14 protein-coding genes and 2 tRNA genes are annotated in these 13,669 nt (G+C 60.9%); 8 read left to right on the top strand and 8 right to left on the bottom strand.

Translation table 11 applies throughout. The annotated features are described in order from the left end of the window. Positions 1-129: 129 nt before the first annotated feature. The 8 genes from GBM95_RS03565 to GBM95_RS03530 form a co-directional block, all read right to left on the bottom strand. Positions 130-825, bottom strand: coding sequence for a molybdate ABC transporter permease subunit (locus tag GBM95_RS03565; protein ID WP_226963141.1), 696 nt, complete (start codon positions 823-825; stop codon positions 130-132). 15 nt (positions 826-840) lie between these two features. Beyond that, positions 841-1,578: a molybdate ABC transporter substrate-binding protein gene (modA, locus tag GBM95_RS03560; RefSeq protein ID WP_152157826.1), complete on the bottom strand. Its 738-nt coding sequence runs from the start codon at positions 1,576-1,578 to the stop codon at positions 841-843. Between the two features lie 12 nt (positions 1,579-1,590). Then, on the bottom strand, positions 1,591-2,247 hold the full coding sequence (locus GBM95_RS03555; protein WP_152157825.1) for an ATP-binding cassette domain-containing protein: 657 nt from the start codon (positions 2,245-2,247) through the stop codon (positions 1,591-1,593). A 181-nt stretch (positions 2,248-2,428) separates the two neighbouring features. Beyond that, the gene (locus tag GBM95_RS03550; RefSeq protein WP_152157824.1) at positions 2,429-3,364 is read right to left on the bottom strand and encodes an electron transfer flavoprotein subunit alpha/FixB family protein; all 936 of its coding nucleotides are present in this window, start codon (positions 3,362-3,364) and stop codon (positions 2,429-2,431) included. 21 nt (positions 3,365-3,385) lie between these two features. After that, positions 3,386-4,138 (bottom strand): electron transfer flavoprotein subunit beta/FixA family protein, encoded by a 753-nt coding sequence (locus GBM95_RS03545; protein ID WP_152157823.1) that lies wholly within the window; start codon positions 4,136-4,138, stop codon positions 3,386-3,388. 211 nt (positions 4,139-4,349) lie between these two features. Beyond that, on the bottom strand, positions 4,350-4,793 hold the full coding sequence (locus GBM95_RS03540) for a YqaA family protein (protein WP_152157822.1): 444 nt from the start codon (positions 4,791-4,793) through the stop codon (positions 4,350-4,352). After that, complete coding sequence (proC, locus tag GBM95_RS03535; protein WP_152157821.1) at positions 4,793-5,599, bottom strand: pyrroline-5-carboxylate reductase; 807 nt, start codon at positions 5,597-5,599, stop codon at positions 4,793-4,795. Before proC ends, GBM95_RS03540 begins: the two co-directional genes overlap by 1 nt. A gap of 21 nt (positions 5,600-5,620) precedes the next feature. Continuing rightward, complete coding sequence (locus GBM95_RS03530) at positions 5,621-6,343, bottom strand: YggS family pyridoxal phosphate-dependent enzyme (protein ID WP_152157820.1); 723 nt, start codon at positions 6,341-6,343, stop codon at positions 5,621-5,623. Positions 6,344-6,796: 453 nt separating this feature from the next. On the opposite strand from GBM95_RS03530, the gene GBM95_RS03525 reads away from it, so the two are divergent. From GBM95_RS03525 to GBM95_RS03490, 8 genes are all read left to right on the top strand, one after another. Further along, positions 6,797-7,543: a hypothetical protein gene (locus GBM95_RS03525; RefSeq protein ID WP_152157819.1), complete on the top strand. Its 747-nt coding sequence runs from the start codon at positions 6,797-6,799 to the stop codon at positions 7,541-7,543. Between the two features lie 27 nt (positions 7,544-7,570). Next, a complete protein-coding gene (locus GBM95_RS03520) occupies positions 7,571-8,800 on the top strand; it encodes a hypothetical protein (RefSeq protein ID WP_152157818.1) in 1,230 nt (409 codons plus the stop codon). An 84-nt stretch (positions 8,801-8,884) separates the two neighbouring features. Beyond that, a complete protein-coding gene (locus tag GBM95_RS03515) occupies positions 8,885-9,529 on the top strand; it encodes an epoxyqueuosine reductase QueH (protein WP_152157817.1) in 645 nt (214 codons plus the stop codon). Next, positions 9,526-10,440, top strand: coding sequence for an AEC family transporter (locus GBM95_RS03510; protein ID WP_152157816.1), 915 nt, complete (start codon positions 9,526-9,528; stop codon positions 10,438-10,440). Before GBM95_RS03515 ends, GBM95_RS03510 begins: the two co-directional genes overlap by 4 nt. Positions 10,441-10,520: 80 nt before the next feature. Then, on the top strand, positions 10,521-11,744 hold the full coding sequence (locus GBM95_RS03505) for a DUF401 family protein (protein WP_152157815.1): 1,224 nt from the start codon (positions 10,521-10,523) through the stop codon (positions 11,742-11,744). A gap of 121 nt (positions 11,745-11,865) precedes the next feature. Further along, positions 11,866-13,260: a glutamate--tRNA ligase gene (gltX, locus tag GBM95_RS03500; RefSeq protein ID WP_152157814.1), complete on the top strand. Its 1,395-nt coding sequence runs from the start codon at positions 11,866-11,868 to the stop codon at positions 13,258-13,260. Positions 13,261-13,395: 135 nt separating this feature from the next. Beyond that, positions 13,396-13,470 (top strand) — tRNA-Glu (locus GBM95_RS03495). A gap of 103 nt (positions 13,471-13,573) precedes the next feature. Beyond that, positions 13,574-13,648 (top strand) — tRNA-Glu (locus GBM95_RS03490). Positions 13,649-13,669 lie beyond the last annotated feature (21 nt).

Here is a 13,669-nt window from a genome sequence, read left to right as displayed (position 1 = left end):
AGCGGTTCTGCGAAAGTTTGGTGCAATTCCGGGCGAGCGGCTTTGAACTGCTTTCCCGGTCTCACAGAATGCGCGATTCTACTCGAGATGAGAAGCCTTCTGCAAGCAGAAGCGGATAGGTTTCTGGAGTCAAAGCGCCTGCGCGCGGCGCTGCAGCCGATCGAGCACGGCAAAAATAATGAGCGTGAACGCAGAAAGAAGAAGACAGAGCGCTGTTGCCGCGTCGAAATCCGCACGCGATACGGCATTGAAGATTTCGAGCGAAAGCGTATTCGTCTTTCCCGAAATATTGCCGCCGATCATCATCGTGATGCCCACTTCGCCCGACGCCCGGGAAATGCCGAGAAGGAGTCCGGCCAGGATCTGCCCGCGCACGAGGGGGAGCGTCACCCGCCGAAAAACCGTGACGGCATTCGCGCCGTGGACGCACGCGGCGAATTCAAGGCTCTTCAGGCGTTCGCCCGAAAGCGCGGCCTCAATGGGACGCACCACGAGGGGAAGGCCGGCAATGAAGGCGGCGAGAAACACCGCATTCTCTGAGAAGACAATGGCGAGTCCTGCCTCATCCAGAATCCCGCCCAATAAGCCGCCTCGTCCGAAAAGGAGGAGGAGCAGGTAGCCGAGCGCCACCGGCGGGAAAACGAGGGGGAGCGTCACGACAAAGCTCAGGGCCCGCACCCAGAAGGCGCTTCTCCTCGAAAAGAGGAGCGCAAGAAGGGGTGCAAAGAGGATGAAGCCTGCGCCCGCGGCAGCACAGGTCTTTGCCGTGAGGGTCACGGCAAAGAGGAGCTCCGGCGACCCTAGAAGCGAGCGCAGGGAATCCATCAGCGCTTTGTCCGATCAGCGGACGACGCCGAATTTGTCGAGGATGGCATCCGCCTTAGGGGAAGCCAGCCACTTGAGGAACGCCTTCACGTCGGCCGCTTCGCCTTCCGCGCCCTTCACGGGCTGCGCAGTCATGCGGATGGGCTCATACCCTTCCTTCACCGCCATGAAGCCGCCGAGCTTCGCCTTTCCCTGTCGGGCGGCGAGGAGATTAATGAAGCCCGCATCCATCTCGCCCTGGGAAACATAGGAAAGGACCTGCGGAACCATGGAGACGACGTTCATCTTGGGCGCAACGTCCTTGCCGAAAGCGGCACCGTCAAGGAATTCCTTCGCGGCGCGGCCGTAGACGGCGGCCTTGGGGTCCGGCATGGCAATGCGCTTCACATCAGGCTTCGCGAGATCCGACGGAGCCTTGAGTTCAAGGCCCTTTCTCCAGGCAAGAATCAGGGGCGTGTCGCCCAAGCGAACGCCGGCATCGGCGTTAAGGACCGTGGTGAACTTCTTGAGGCTCGTGGCGTCCGAAATCACGACCGTCACGGGGCTCCCGCTCTTTACCTGAGCTAGCATCTGTCCGATGTTGCCGCCGAAGGCGCGCGAGACCTTGGCGCCCGTTTCCGCTTCGTACTTGTCGGCAAGCGCCTCAACCATCTTGACATAGCCGCCGCCCGTCGTCACGGTCACCTGCGCCGAGGCGCCGGCAGAAAAGCCGAAGGCTGCAAGAACGGCAGTCGTCAAAAGAATTTTCTTCATGAAAGAGTCTCCCTAAGTAAAAGCACTCCGCGGAATTTCGGCGATCGTTCCGTCCTCAACGAGAAAGGCGCGGTCGGCAAGCCTTCTCATTTCCTCTTCCGAGTGCGTGATGTAGATGAAGGGTACATTCATTCGCCGCGACGCGCCGTCAATGAAATCCATGAGCACGTGCCGGCGCCTGGGATCAAGGCTCGAGAGGGGTTCATCAAGAATGAGGAGCCGCTCGGCGCCCATGAGGGCCCGCCCGAGCGCAACGCGCTGCGCCTCGCCGCCCGAGAGCCCCGAGGGGAGGCGCTCAAGAAGCGGCTCCAGCCCGAGAATCTCAATCGTTTCGTCAAAATCGACCGCAGACTTCCGCCCGCCGAAGAGGCTCGGGAAAAGGATGTTTTCCCGTACCGTGAGGTGCGGAAAAAGCCGGTGCGACTGAAAGACGAAGCCGATTCCGCGGGACTGCGGCGGCAGCGAAATGCGGCGCGCGCGGGAATAAACCGTCAGGCCTTCAAGTTCGATTTCGCCGTCATCGGGCCTCATCGCGCCCGAAAGGAGATTGGCAACCGTCGTCTTCCCTGCACCCGATTCGCCTCGAAGCACATTAATGCCGCGTTCAAGGTTGAGTTGAGCCTCAAGCGTGAAGCCGCCAAGCGTCTTTCGGAATCGGGCCTTCAGCATTTAGGAAACAGTCTCCCGCAGCAAAAAAATGTCGCTATTCCCAATATGAATAGCGAGGAACAACTCTAGCCTATTGCCGCTTCTCCCGCAATAATCCTTACGACGCAAGAAAAAGCGGTCCCGGAAATTCCAGAGACCGCTTCTCACTCAGCGCTGATTTCCCCTGCGGGAACCGATGCGCTTATTTGCCGAGCTTACCCTTGAGCGCCCGGCAGGTTTCGGCGCCGTCAGCGACGAGACCGTAATCGGCCACTTCAAAGATCGGCGCTTCGGGGTCCTTGTCGACCGCAACGATCACCTTGGCATCCTTGATGCCGGCCGTGTGCTGGATGGCGCCCGAAATGCCGAAGGCCATGTAGAGCTGCGGGGCAATCATCTTGCCCGTCTGACCGACCTGCCAGTCGTTGGGGCAGAGCCCCATGTCGACCGCGGTACGGGTGGCGCCGATGGCAGCGCCGCAGGAGTCGGCGAGTTCCTCGAGGGCCTTGAAGCCCGCTTCGTCGATGAGGCCGCGGCCGCCCGCGACGACAACGCGTGCGGAGACGAGTTCCGGACGATCGCTCTTCGTTTCCGTGAACTTCACGAAGCGCGAGGTGTCGTCGGCATCGGGGCATTCGACGGTTTCAATGGGGGCGGCAACCTCGCCTTCCCCGGTCGCTTCGAAGGCGGTCGTGCGGACAGTGCCCACCACGACGACTTCTTCGGTTTCGACCGTCGCAAGAAGCGACCCGGCATAAATGCCGCGAACGAAGGTCTTCGGACCCTTCACGCCCACCACGTCGGAAATCGCCGTGAGGTCGAGCATCGCCGCAACGCGGGGCATGGCGGCTTTGCCAAGCGCCGTCGCGGCAAAGAAGATGTGTGAGTACCCGGGAGCTTCCGCTACGACAAGGTCCGCGAGGACCTCGGGGAGCTCCTGCGCGAGCTTTGCGTTCTCGGCGAGGATCACCGTGCGCACGCCTTTCAGCTTCGCAGCCTTCTCGGCGACAGCCTGGCAGCCGTTGCCGGCCACCAGAATGTCGACGGGCTCGCTCATCTGGAGGACGGCGGTCAGCGCATGCGCAGTCGCAGGACGCAGATTCACATTGTCATGATCAGCAATCAGAAGCGCAGTCATTCTTTCGTTCCTTCAAATCCCTTAGATCACATGCGCTTCGTTGCGAAGCTTCTCAACGAGCTCGTCCACGCTCGAAACCATCACGCCTGCCTTGCGTGCCGGCGGCGGCTCAACGGAAAGGGTCTTCACGCGCGGCGTGAGATCGACGTCGAGTTCGCCCACGGGAATCGCCTCAACGGGCTTCTTGCGGGCCTTCGCCATGGAGGGAAGCGTCACGTAGCGGGGTTCGGCAAGACGGAGATCCGCCGTGATCACGGCAGGAATCGAGAGCGACACGGTCTGCGTGCCGCCGTCGGTTTCGCGCGTGACGACGAGGCGCCCGTCGTCCGCGAATTCGATTTCGCTCGCAAAGGCGCCGAGCGGATAGCGCAGGAGCCCCGAAAGCATCGGGCCCGTCTGACCGCAGTCGTCGTCAATCGCCTGCTTGCCGAGAAGCACGATGCCGGGCTTCTCGCGCTCAACGATCTGAGCAAGAATCTTCGCGGCAGCGAGAGGTTCGACGGCGTCGTCGGTAACCACATGAATGGCGCGGTCGGCGCCGATCGCCATGGCGGTGCGCAGAACATCAACCGACTTCGCGCCGCCGATCGAAACGGCAACCACCTCTGAGGCCTTCCCGGCTTCCTTCAGCTCGACGGCCTCTTCAACCGCAATTTCATCGAAGGGGTTCATCGCCATGCGGGCGAGCTTGATGTCCGGTCCGGAATGGTCCGGGAGCGGGCGGACCTTGACCTTCGCGTCAACGACCCGCTTCACAGCAACTAATATCTTCATTGCGTTCCTCAACAAAAATCGGGATGCGCCCCGGTCCGGAGCTCGCAGCCGGGGCTTCTTTCATTAACCGAAGCGCTGGCGGAACCTTCTGCGGAGGGGATGATTATGAGGGCGGAGAGAAGCTCCGCCTGAGAGCAATTCGCAATTATAACGGCGGGAATCCCTTAAAAATCGCCGCCGTTAGATGATTTTGAGCGGTTTTAGCCGCCTCTCAGAGAACGAGCGGGAGAACCGCTCCCGCTACGCAGGCGTAGCGGATGCCTTTGCCGACGGCAATGGCGAGAAGGCTCATGAGCGGATCAATCCTGAGCCACCCCGCAGCCACAGGGATCGCATCCCCCACAACGGGGAGCCACGCAAAAAGAAGCGCCCAGGCGCCCCAGCGCCTCACCCACAGGACGGCCTTCGTCTCCCGCTTCACCGTAGGGATGAAGCGGCCGATCACCCAGGAAGTCATTGAGCCCAGCGTGTTTCCTGCCGTCGCGACGGCAAGGAGCCAGACCCAGCGCTCGGGCTGCGCGGCGAGCGCCCCGGCGAGCATCACTTCGGAGCCCCCGGGGAAAAGCGTCGCCGACACAAAGGCCGTCACGAAGAGCGCAATGTCGATGCTGTCGCTCGCAAAGAGCGCAAGCACCCATGCCGTCATGTCGCCCATCAGCGAAAGAGCGCCTTCATTTCAGCCGTGCGCTTCAGGGCCGCTTCCACAGCCTCGTCCATCATCCGGTCGATGTCGAGCCGGTTCATGACTTCGAGCGCCTTCGCCGTCGTGCCGCCCTTGCTCGTCACCTTTTCGCGCAGAAGCGAGAATTCCTCTCCGGACACGCGGGCGAGCTCTGCGGCGCCGTAGACCGTCCCGAGCGCGAGCGCATGAGCGCTCTCCTCAGAGAGCCCGCGCTTGATGCCCGCCTTCTCGAGCGCCTCCATGAAGCGGAAAACGTAGGCCGGACCGCTCCCGGGAATAGCGCCCACAAGGTCGATCTCCGACTCATTCTTCACTTCGACGACCTCGCCACCGGCGCGCAGAACCCGCAGCGCGGCCTCGCGAAGCGATTCGTCCATCCCCTTGGGCGACCAGAGCCCGGCAATGCCGGCTCCGACCATCGCCGGGGTATTGGGCATCGCGCGCATGAGGGGGTAGCCCCCGAGCCAGCCGGAAAGAACGCCCGCTTCGATGCCGGCGGCGATCGAAAGCGCCGCGCCCTTCGGGTTCAGAAGCTTCACGATCGGCTCCACCGCCGCCTTCATGGTCTGGGGCTTCACGGCGAGCACCAGAAGATCGCAGGCCGTGATCCAGTCGCCCGGCTCCTTGTGCGTTCTGGCGCCCAGGGCTTCGAGCTTCGCGAGCTTTTCCGGATGATGATCCACCACATGAACCGTCAGATCTTCGGTCTTCTCCTTGAGAAGGCCCCCGATCAACGCCGCGGCCATGTTGCCGCCGCCCAGAAATCCTATCGTCAGCATGATTCTCTCCTAAATTCCAAGTCAGGCTTTTTGCGCGTAATTGCGTTCGCCGAAAATGGCGCGGCCGATCCGCACCATTGTGGATCCGGCTTCAACGGCTTCGTCCATATCTGCGCTCATGCCCATGGAGAGCGTGTCGGCATGGGGATGAGATTTTTTAAATTCATTAAAGAGCTCCCGCATCGCGAGAAGCGGCTTCATGCGGGCCTCATAGGTCTCCGCAGGCGCCGGAATCGCCATCAGGCCGCGCAGCCGCACGCGGGGAAGCTTTTCGATTTCCGCGGCGAGCGATTCGAGCGCATCGGGCTTCACGCCCGACTTCGATTCCTCGCCGTCGATATTGACTTCGATAAGCAGGTTGAGGGGCGGAAGATCCTCCGGACGCTGCTCGGACAAGCGCCGGGCAATCTTTTCACGGTCAATCGACTGCACCCAGTCGAAGCGCTCGGCAACGCCGCGCGTTTTATTGGCCTGAAGCGGCCCGATGAAATGCCATTCGAGCGCGAGCTCCGGATGGTGCTCGCGAAACCAATCCACCTTCGAGTACCCTTCCTGAGCGTAGTTTTCGCCGAAGGCGCGGGCGCCGAGCTTCGCGCACTCGAAAAGCGCCTCCGCGCTGAAGGTCTTACCGACAGCAAGAAGCGTCACGTCGCCGGCGCTCCGCCCGGCCTTCTTCTCCGCCTCATGGAGCTCCTGAACAACGTGATTCCACCGGGCATCCAGCCCGGGAGTCAGATCGGTCATGGCATTCCTTTAAAAGTAGATTTCAAGCGGGAAAGGTTATCGCGTTCGGGTGCGCTTGCGCGCAAAAGGCGCGCCGCGTTTTTCCGCTATTGATTCAGGTCAAGGAAGACTCAATCCGGCTGAAAGGGAAGCGCGCCTTTGAGCCTTTGCGGGAGTGCAGGCAGGCCCTGCCGGAAGCACGGAAAAGATCACTCTGAAAGAAGAGTAGAGGAAAGAGGCTACTCCAAGAGCGCATTACAAAGAGACCCCACTCTCCATTCTGCTCCGGGCACTTTTCTTCTCCGTTATGAATGCAGTGAGGATCATTCATTTATTTAATTGTTTTATATGAATAAATTTCAAAATATCCAGAATCAGGATCATCGTTGAAGATCAACGATGATCCTGAAAAATTCTTTCTCGTACACTCCTTTGACATAGAGACGCACTTTTCTCCTCGAAAGGAGGTTCCTCATGTCAGTCAGCATTCGTTTGAGCGCTTTCGCCGCAAAAGGCCGGGCCATCTTCTCCGCTTCCCAAACCGCTGAAGCCGGAAACCGCCTTGCCTGCGGGATCCGTGAGATCGACGACCTTCTCGACGGAGGATTCCCAAAAGCGGGGCTTACTGAGATCCTCGCGCCGGCATCCCGCCGCGGAGAAGTCAGGATGCTTCTCGGAGCGGTTTCTCATGCGGCTTCCGCCGTCTGGGTGCTCCCAGAGCGCGGCTTTGAGCCGTTCCTCCCGGCCTTCGAAGCGTTCGGAATCGATATTTCCCGGGAACTCTTTGTGGTGCCGCCCACGGCAGAGGAGGCTTTCGACGCGGCCGAGCTCGCGCTCTCAAGCGGCGAAGCCGAGGCCGTCGTCGCCTGGCTCCCTGCGCTCTCGCCGAAGCAGGACCGCATCCGCATGCGCCGGCTTCAGCTTGCCGCCCAAACGCACGGCGCCGCGCTTTTTGCAATCCGCCCGGCCGCACTCGCCTGCCTCGCGCCCGAAGGGGTCCTCAGGCTCCTCTTCCTGCCTGAGGGCGCTGAGTCAATCCGCATCCGGGCCACCCGGATGAACGCTTTTCTCAATACTGCAAAAGAAATTCTTCTCGAGCCGTCGAAGCTCGCCCTCGGTCAGCGGCCGGCGAATGCCCCGGATCGTCAGCCTTCCAAAGACGAAAGAACCTCCCGCCCCTGCCAGCCGAGTCTTTTCCCGGAAGCGCTCCCTGCGTTCTGATCCCCAAATCTTTTCGAGCCCGATCTCATGTCTCCGGATTTCACGATTCTCTTTTTCCCGCAGCTTCTTCTGGCGCTCAACCCGAAGCGCCACTCAGCCCGGTCTTCTGATCCCGCCGCGCTCGCGGTCGAAGGCCGCATCGAAGCAAGGAACGCCGCTGCCGACGCGCACGGGATCCGCCGGGGAATGACGGAGAAAGAAGCCCTGCTGCGTCTTCCCGGTCTCAGCCTTGAACATGCGAGAGCAACCGCCGCCGCTGAACTCACGACACTGATGCTTCTTCTTGCGCAGCGCTATTCAAGGGAAGCCCGGCTCATCCGTTCTCCCGGATCCGGCGCGGCGGCGCTCCTTCTTCTCTGCGGATGCGAGGAAGGCGAAAGAGCGCATGCGCGCTTTGAGGCGCTCGGTTTCGACAATTTTGCTGCATCCGCCTCCACCCTGATGGAGGCGCTTCAGAAAGCAGTGCGCTCGGCAGAAGACGAAGCGGAAGCCTTCAATGCCGAAGGTCTCGTGAAGCACGCCCGCGCATTCGGCGCGAGCGTCCGGAATCTTCCGGAAATGAATGAAGCCCTGGCGCTCCGGGCAACGCTCGACCCCGACGCAAAGCCCCTTCAGGCTGAGCGCATGGCTGCCGCCATCGCTTCGTGGGCGGCTGCTGAAGCATTCAATCAGCTCACGCTCGAGACGTCTCTTCGCGATGAAGCGGGCCGCCCGGTCAGGCGTTTTTGGGAGCACTCGCGCGTCTTCACCTTCGAAGAGGAAGACGCAGAAAAGCGAACCCGGGAACTCGCGCACTTTTTGCTCGAAGCTGCTTCCGCGACGCTGCTCGGGAGTCTTTCGCTAAAGGTGCGCGGCGAAAAGCGTATCCGAGAGGCGTCTTCCCTCGTCAGGCAGCTCGAGGAGCGCTTCGGCTCAAGGCGCGTCTTTCAGCTCGAGCGGACGGGAAGGATGCTCCCTGAAACGCTTCAGAGGCACGTGCCCGCCGAGACGCTTCGCCCTCGGGCGCACCAGCGCCCGCCGGTCAGAAGCGAGGCGGGCGGACTTCCCTTCCCGACGGAAGTCTTTGCGGAACCGCGCGAGCTCCCGCTCGGCAGCGGGCTTCAGCCGGTCCTTGAAGGGCCGCTCGAGCTCGAAGCCGAAGACCGCGCGATAAACGGAAGAACCTACTACAGCGCCCGGAGCGTTCGCGGCGAACGGCTCTGGCTCTACCGCGAGGATGCGTCCGGAAGATGGTTCCTTCAGGGGCGGTTTGCTTGATTTTCCATTGACCGGATACGTCATTCCGAAGAGGAGCGGTTGCTAAAATTTTGCTCTAAAAAATCCTGCAACCGAGACCTCCTCATGCCACGGCCTGTACTGCTTCACAGCTGCTGCGCGCCCTGCTCGAGCGCCATCCTTGAATGGCTCCTTCAGCACGACTACGCCCCAACCATTTTCTACTTCAATCCGAACATCTTTCCCCAGGAGGAATACCTCGTGAGGAAGAACGAATGCCAGCGCTATGCGGCAAAGCTCGGCGTCCCCTTCGTCGACGGCGACTACGACCACGCGCTCTGGCGCGAGGCAGTGAAGGGGCTTGAGAATGAACCCGAGCGCGGCGCGCGCTGCCGCGTCTGCTTCGGCGTGCGCATGCTCGCCACCGCCCGGACCGCGAAGCGCCTCGGCATTGAATCCTTTACGACGACGCTGGCCGGTAGCCGCTGGAAGCGGCTCGAACAGATCCGCGAGGCGGCCGAAGAAGCCGCGCGCCTCACGCCCGGGACGGCCTACTGGGACATGAACTGGCGCAAAGGCGGTCTGCAGCAGCGCCGGGGCGAGCTTCTCAAGGAAGAGGGCTTTTACAACCAGCTCTGGTGCGGCTGCGAATTTTCGATGGGGCACCTTGCCCTGCGCCCGATTGAGGAGATCCCGGTCTATGCGCGCGAATTCGTTCTGAAGCTCGGTGCCGGAACGAGGGAAGCGAAGAAAGAGGAGAAGCTCTCATGACCGCTCTCATTACCGTCCTCGGCTACGTCGCCGTCATCCTCATCGGCATCTTCATCCGCGCGCAGGGACTTGTTCCAAGAGATCTCGCGAAGCCCGTGGGATTCCTCGTTCTCAACATCACGCTTCCCTGCGCGATCATCACGTTCCTGAACGGCGTCACTCTTCCGGTCGAACTTCTCGCTACCATCCTCATTCCGATTACGGCGACCTGGATCATGATCGGCATTGCCTGGCTCATGACGCACCGGCGTCCCGACCGGGATAAGGCCGTTCCCTTCGCCATGCTCAACATGTCGAGCTTCAACGTGGGGACCTTCGCCATGCCCTTCACGATGGGACTGGTTTCGCCGCTCGGCTTTCTCGTCGTCTGCCTCTTCGATATCGGAAACGCCATCATGTGCACGGGCGGCACCTACGCCTTTGCATTCCGCGGCAACGGCGGCGCCTTGAAAGCCCTCATGAACGTCTTCCGCACGCTCGCGCACGCCGCCCCCATCTGGACGTACCTCATTCTCATCACGCTTTCCTTCCTGGAGATCAGGGTGCCCGGTCCCATTCTGCAGTTCTGCAAGATCGTGGGCGGCGCGAATACGTTTCTCTCGATGCTCCTCATCGGGCTCTCGATCAACCTCGCGATCAACTGGGAAAAGTTCGGCGAGCTTTTCAAAATGATGTGCGTGCGCTACGTCGTCAACGCGATCATCGCCGTCGGCCTCTACTTCCTGCTGCCCTTTCCCCTTGAAGTGCGCCAGGCAATCGCCGTCACGATGATGTCGCCGCTTCCCGTCATGGGCGTCATCTTCACGATGAAGGCGAATCTCGACTGGGAGGCCGCCGCCAACATCAATTCCGTTTCCGTCCTGGTATCGGTGGCCATCATGTGCGCCATGCTCGCCGCGTTTACGGGTTGACTTTTCTCAAATTCCGAACCTCCCCGACGCTCCTAAAATAGAAAGTTCCGATACGGAATTCTCTCGGAAATTTCAAAAAAATGAATATTTTCCTCATTCTCTTCCTGGCTATTCTCGCGATCGCAGTGCTTCTGCGCTTTCGCGTGATGATCGGCCTCGCCATTCTCGCGGCGGGCGCCGTCATGTGGATTCTGAACGACCGGTCGCTCGCAACGCTCTGGTCGAGCGCCGTGGAGACGGCGACGCTTCCGAGAACCTACGACCTCATCTTCGCGCTCTACTTCGTCATGTGCCTGGAGGTGCAGCTGAGAAAATCCGGAACGCTGAAAGGCATGGTCGAGGCCTTGAACCGGCTCTTCTCTTCCTCGCGCATCACGCTCGCCGTCATGCCAGCGTTTCTGGGGCTTCTCCCGTCGCTCGGGGGCGCCCGCTTTTCCGCCCCGATCGTTCAGGCGGCAAGCGAAGGGATGAATATTTCTCCGGCTCGGAAAGCCTCCATCAACTACTACTTCCGCCACATCTTTGAGACCTCAAGCCCGACGGTTCCCGGAATGCTCCTTGCCTGCGCGATTGCCGGCATTCACCTCTCCGACCTCGTGCTGCATCTCATCTGGTTTGCCGCAGCCACCTTCATCGTGGGCTGGTTCGTGCTTCTCGCGCCGCTGAAGGGCGAGGATCACGTCAAAAAAGAGGTCTCGACAGGGGCTTCGCGCCTTGCGGACTTCGGGAACGTCGCCCTTGCGATCTCCCCGGTCGTTCTCAACATTCTCCTCATGCTCATCTTCAACATGCCCGCCGGCATCGCGATGGGCATCTCCGTGCTCGCGCTCATCCCGACCTTCTATTTCCTGAAGCGCCCCGTGCCCATCAAGGACATCTTCCTCGAGGCCTTCGACAGGAAGCTCCTTCTCAACGTCGTGATGATTCTCTACTTCATTTCGCTTCTTTCCGGCACCGGAGTCCTTGACGAAACGCTCGCGGCCTTGAAGGCGCTCCCGCTTCCGACTCCCGTGATCTTCGCGATGCTCTCCGTCCTGGTCGGCCTTCTCACCGGCATGTCCCAGGGCTACATCGCGATGGCGATGCCCATTTGCGCGGCGATTGCCCCGGGAAGCCTCACCTACGCCGGCATGGCGATGGTTTTCGGCTGCATCGGCCAGATGCTCACTCCCGTGCATCTCTGCTTCACGATTTCGGTGGACTACTTCAAGGCCGACTTCTTCCAGTCCTTCAAGCAGATCTTCATCTGCGAAGCGATCCTTGCCGTCATCTTCTCCGCCTGGACCTACTTCACATGGGCCTAAGCACAAACGCTTAAGATTGAGCGTTCTAAAATATCCAATTCTTCTTTTCCGCTTCCCGGGCGGCCTTACTTAATCCACGCCGCCTGCGGAACGCGAACGAGTTTTTCCGGAGCTTTTCGACATGAAAGAAATTCGCACCCGCATCGCGCCGAGCCCCACCGGCATGATGCACCTCGGTACCGCGCGCACGGCCATTTACTGCTGGGCTGTCGCCCGTCACTTCGGCGGCAAGTTCCTCCTGCGCATCGAAGATACCGATCAGGTGCGCTCGACCAAGGAAGCCGTACAGGTGATTCTTGACGGCATGAAGTGGCTCAACCTCGACTACGACGAGGGCCCCATCTATCAGATGGACCGTCTTGCCCGCTATAAGGAAGTGGTCGACCAGATGCTCGCCGACGGCCGCGCCTACTACTGCTACGCGACCCCGGAAGAACTCGATGAGCTTCGCGAAGCGCAGCGCGCCCAGGGCCTCAAGCCCCGCTACGACGGCCGCTGGCGTCCTGAAAACTGCAAGGGCCGCCCGATTCCCGAAGGCGTGAAGCCCGTGATCCGCTTCCGCAACCCCGACGAGGGCGCGGTGACCTGGGACGATGCCGTCTACGGCCCCATCACGGTTCAGAATTCCGAACTCGACGACCTCATCATCATGCGCAACGGCATCCCCACCTACAACTTCGCCGTTGTGGTGGACGACTGGGACATGAAGGTGAGCCACGTGATCCGCGGCGCCGACCACATCAACAACACCCCTCGCCAGATCAACATCTACCGCGCGCTCGGTGCTGAGGTCCCCGTCTTCGCGCACCTTCCGCTCATCTGCGGCCAGGACGGCCAGAAGCTCTCGAAGCGCCACGGCACGGTGTCCGTTCTCGAATACGAAAAGAAGGGCTACCTCCCCGAAGCGATCTTCAACTACCTCGCGCGCCTGGGCTGGGGCCACGGCAATATGGAGAAATTCTCCCGCGAGGAGCTCGCCAAGGTCTTCGACCTCAAGGACTGCTCGCGCGCTTCCGCCCGCATCGACTGGAAGAAGCTCGATTGGCTGAACGGCCAGTACATGAAGGAAGCCGACGACGCGCGCCTGGCGGAACTCGTTCAGCCCCGCATCGAAGCCCGCGGCGGCCTCATTGAGAATGGTCCCGACCTCGTTCAGGTCTGCGGTCTTCTGAAGACCCGCAGCGCCACGCTTGAAGCGCTCGCCGACGCCGCGCTCTTCTTCTATGTTGAGAAGGATGCGGACCCCGAAGCTCTCGCTGCGGCCCTCGCCGACGGCGGCCGCGAAGCGCTCGCGCTCTTCGGCGAAAAGCTGAAGGCCCTCGAGGAAGTCACCCCTGAAAACGTCTACCACGCCATTCAGGCCGTCATGACGGAACGCGAAATTCCGATGAAGGTTCTCGCCACGCCGCTTCGCGTCGGCGTCTGCGTTGCCGACCGCACGCCGCAGATCGACCGCACGCTCTGCCTCATCGGCCGCGAAAAGGTGCTCGCCCGCATCGCGAAGGCGCTCGCCTAAAAGGAAGCAGTTTCCGACTTCTTTAGGAAAGGGACTGTCCGAAAGGATGGTCCCTTTCTTTTTTTCGAGCTTTTGGGATCGACGCACTTGCTTTTGTGAAGAGACTTCTGTATAGTTCGACCTCTCCGCAGTGATGTCCCCATCGTCTAGCGGTTAGGACGGCAGCCTCTCACGTTGTCAACTCCGGTTCGAATCCGGATGGGGACGCCAAGCATCACGGCGAAAAGAAACCCTGCTCTATCGGCAGGGCTTTTTTGTTTCAGGCGGAGCACTTTGGCGGAAGGCATTTCTCAAAGAGCCTCTTCGCGCCGATGTCCCCATCGTCTAGCGGTTAGGACGGCAGCCTCTCACGTTGTCAACTCCGGTTCGAATCCGGATGGGGACGCCAGACAAAATTCGAATCGAAAAG

The organism is Sutterella seckii, assembly GCF_009183815.1.
Lineage (GTDB): Bacteria > Pseudomonadota > Gammaproteobacteria > Burkholderiales > Burkholderiaceae_F > Sutterella > Sutterella seckii.
The sequence above is the reverse complement of the archived record's forward strand: the minus strand, read 5'-3'. Positions and strand labels throughout refer to the sequence as shown.

Coding starts and splice junctions, on each gene's coding strand:
- GBM95_RS03545 (WP_152157823.1), bottom strand. CDS start 4,138: ATGAAGATATTAGTTGCTGTGAAGCGGGTCGTTGACGCGAAGGTCAAG.
- GBM95_RS03550 (WP_152157824.1), bottom strand. CDS start 3,364: ATGACTGCGCTTCTGATTGCTGATCATGACAATGTGAATCTGCGTCCT.
- GBM95_RS03540 (WP_152157822.1), bottom strand. CDS start 4,793: ATGGGCGACATGACGGCATGGGTGCTTGCGCTCTTTGCGAGCGACAGC.
- GBM95_RS03520 (WP_152157818.1), top strand. CDS start 7,571: ATGTCTCCGGATTTCACGATTCTCTTTTTCCCGCAGCTTCTTCTGGCG.
- gltX (WP_152157814.1), top strand. CDS start 11,866: ATGAAAGAAATTCGCACCCGCATCGCGCCGAGCCCCACCGGCATGATG.
- proC (WP_152157821.1), bottom strand. CDS start 5,599: ATGCTGACGATAGGATTTCTGGGCGGCGGCAACATGGCCGCGGCGTTG.
- modA (WP_152157826.1), bottom strand. CDS start 1,578: ATGAAGAAAATTCTTTTGACGACTGCCGTTCTTGCAGCCTTCGGCTTT.
- GBM95_RS03515 (WP_152157817.1), top strand. CDS start 8,885: ATGCCACGGCCTGTACTGCTTCACAGCTGCTGCGCGCCCTGCTCGAGC.
- GBM95_RS03530 (WP_152157820.1), bottom strand. CDS start 6,343: ATGACCGATCTGACTCCCGGGCTGGATGCCCGGTGGAATCACGTTGTT.
- GBM95_RS03565 (WP_226963141.1), bottom strand. CDS start 825: ATGGATTCCCTGCGCTCGCTTCTAGGGTCGCCGGAGCTCCTCTTTGCC.
- GBM95_RS03510 (WP_152157816.1), top strand. CDS start 9,526: ATGACCGCTCTCATTACCGTCCTCGGCTACGTCGCCGTCATCCTCATC.
- GBM95_RS03555 (WP_152157825.1), bottom strand. CDS start 2,247: ATGCTGAAGGCCCGATTCCGAAAGACGCTTGGCGGCTTCACGCTTGAG.
- GBM95_RS03505 (WP_152157815.1), top strand. CDS start 10,521: ATGAATATTTTCCTCATTCTCTTCCTGGCTATTCTCGCGATCGCAGTG.
- GBM95_RS03525 (WP_152157819.1), top strand. CDS start 6,797: ATGTCAGTCAGCATTCGTTTGAGCGCTTTCGCCGCAAAAGGCCGGGCC.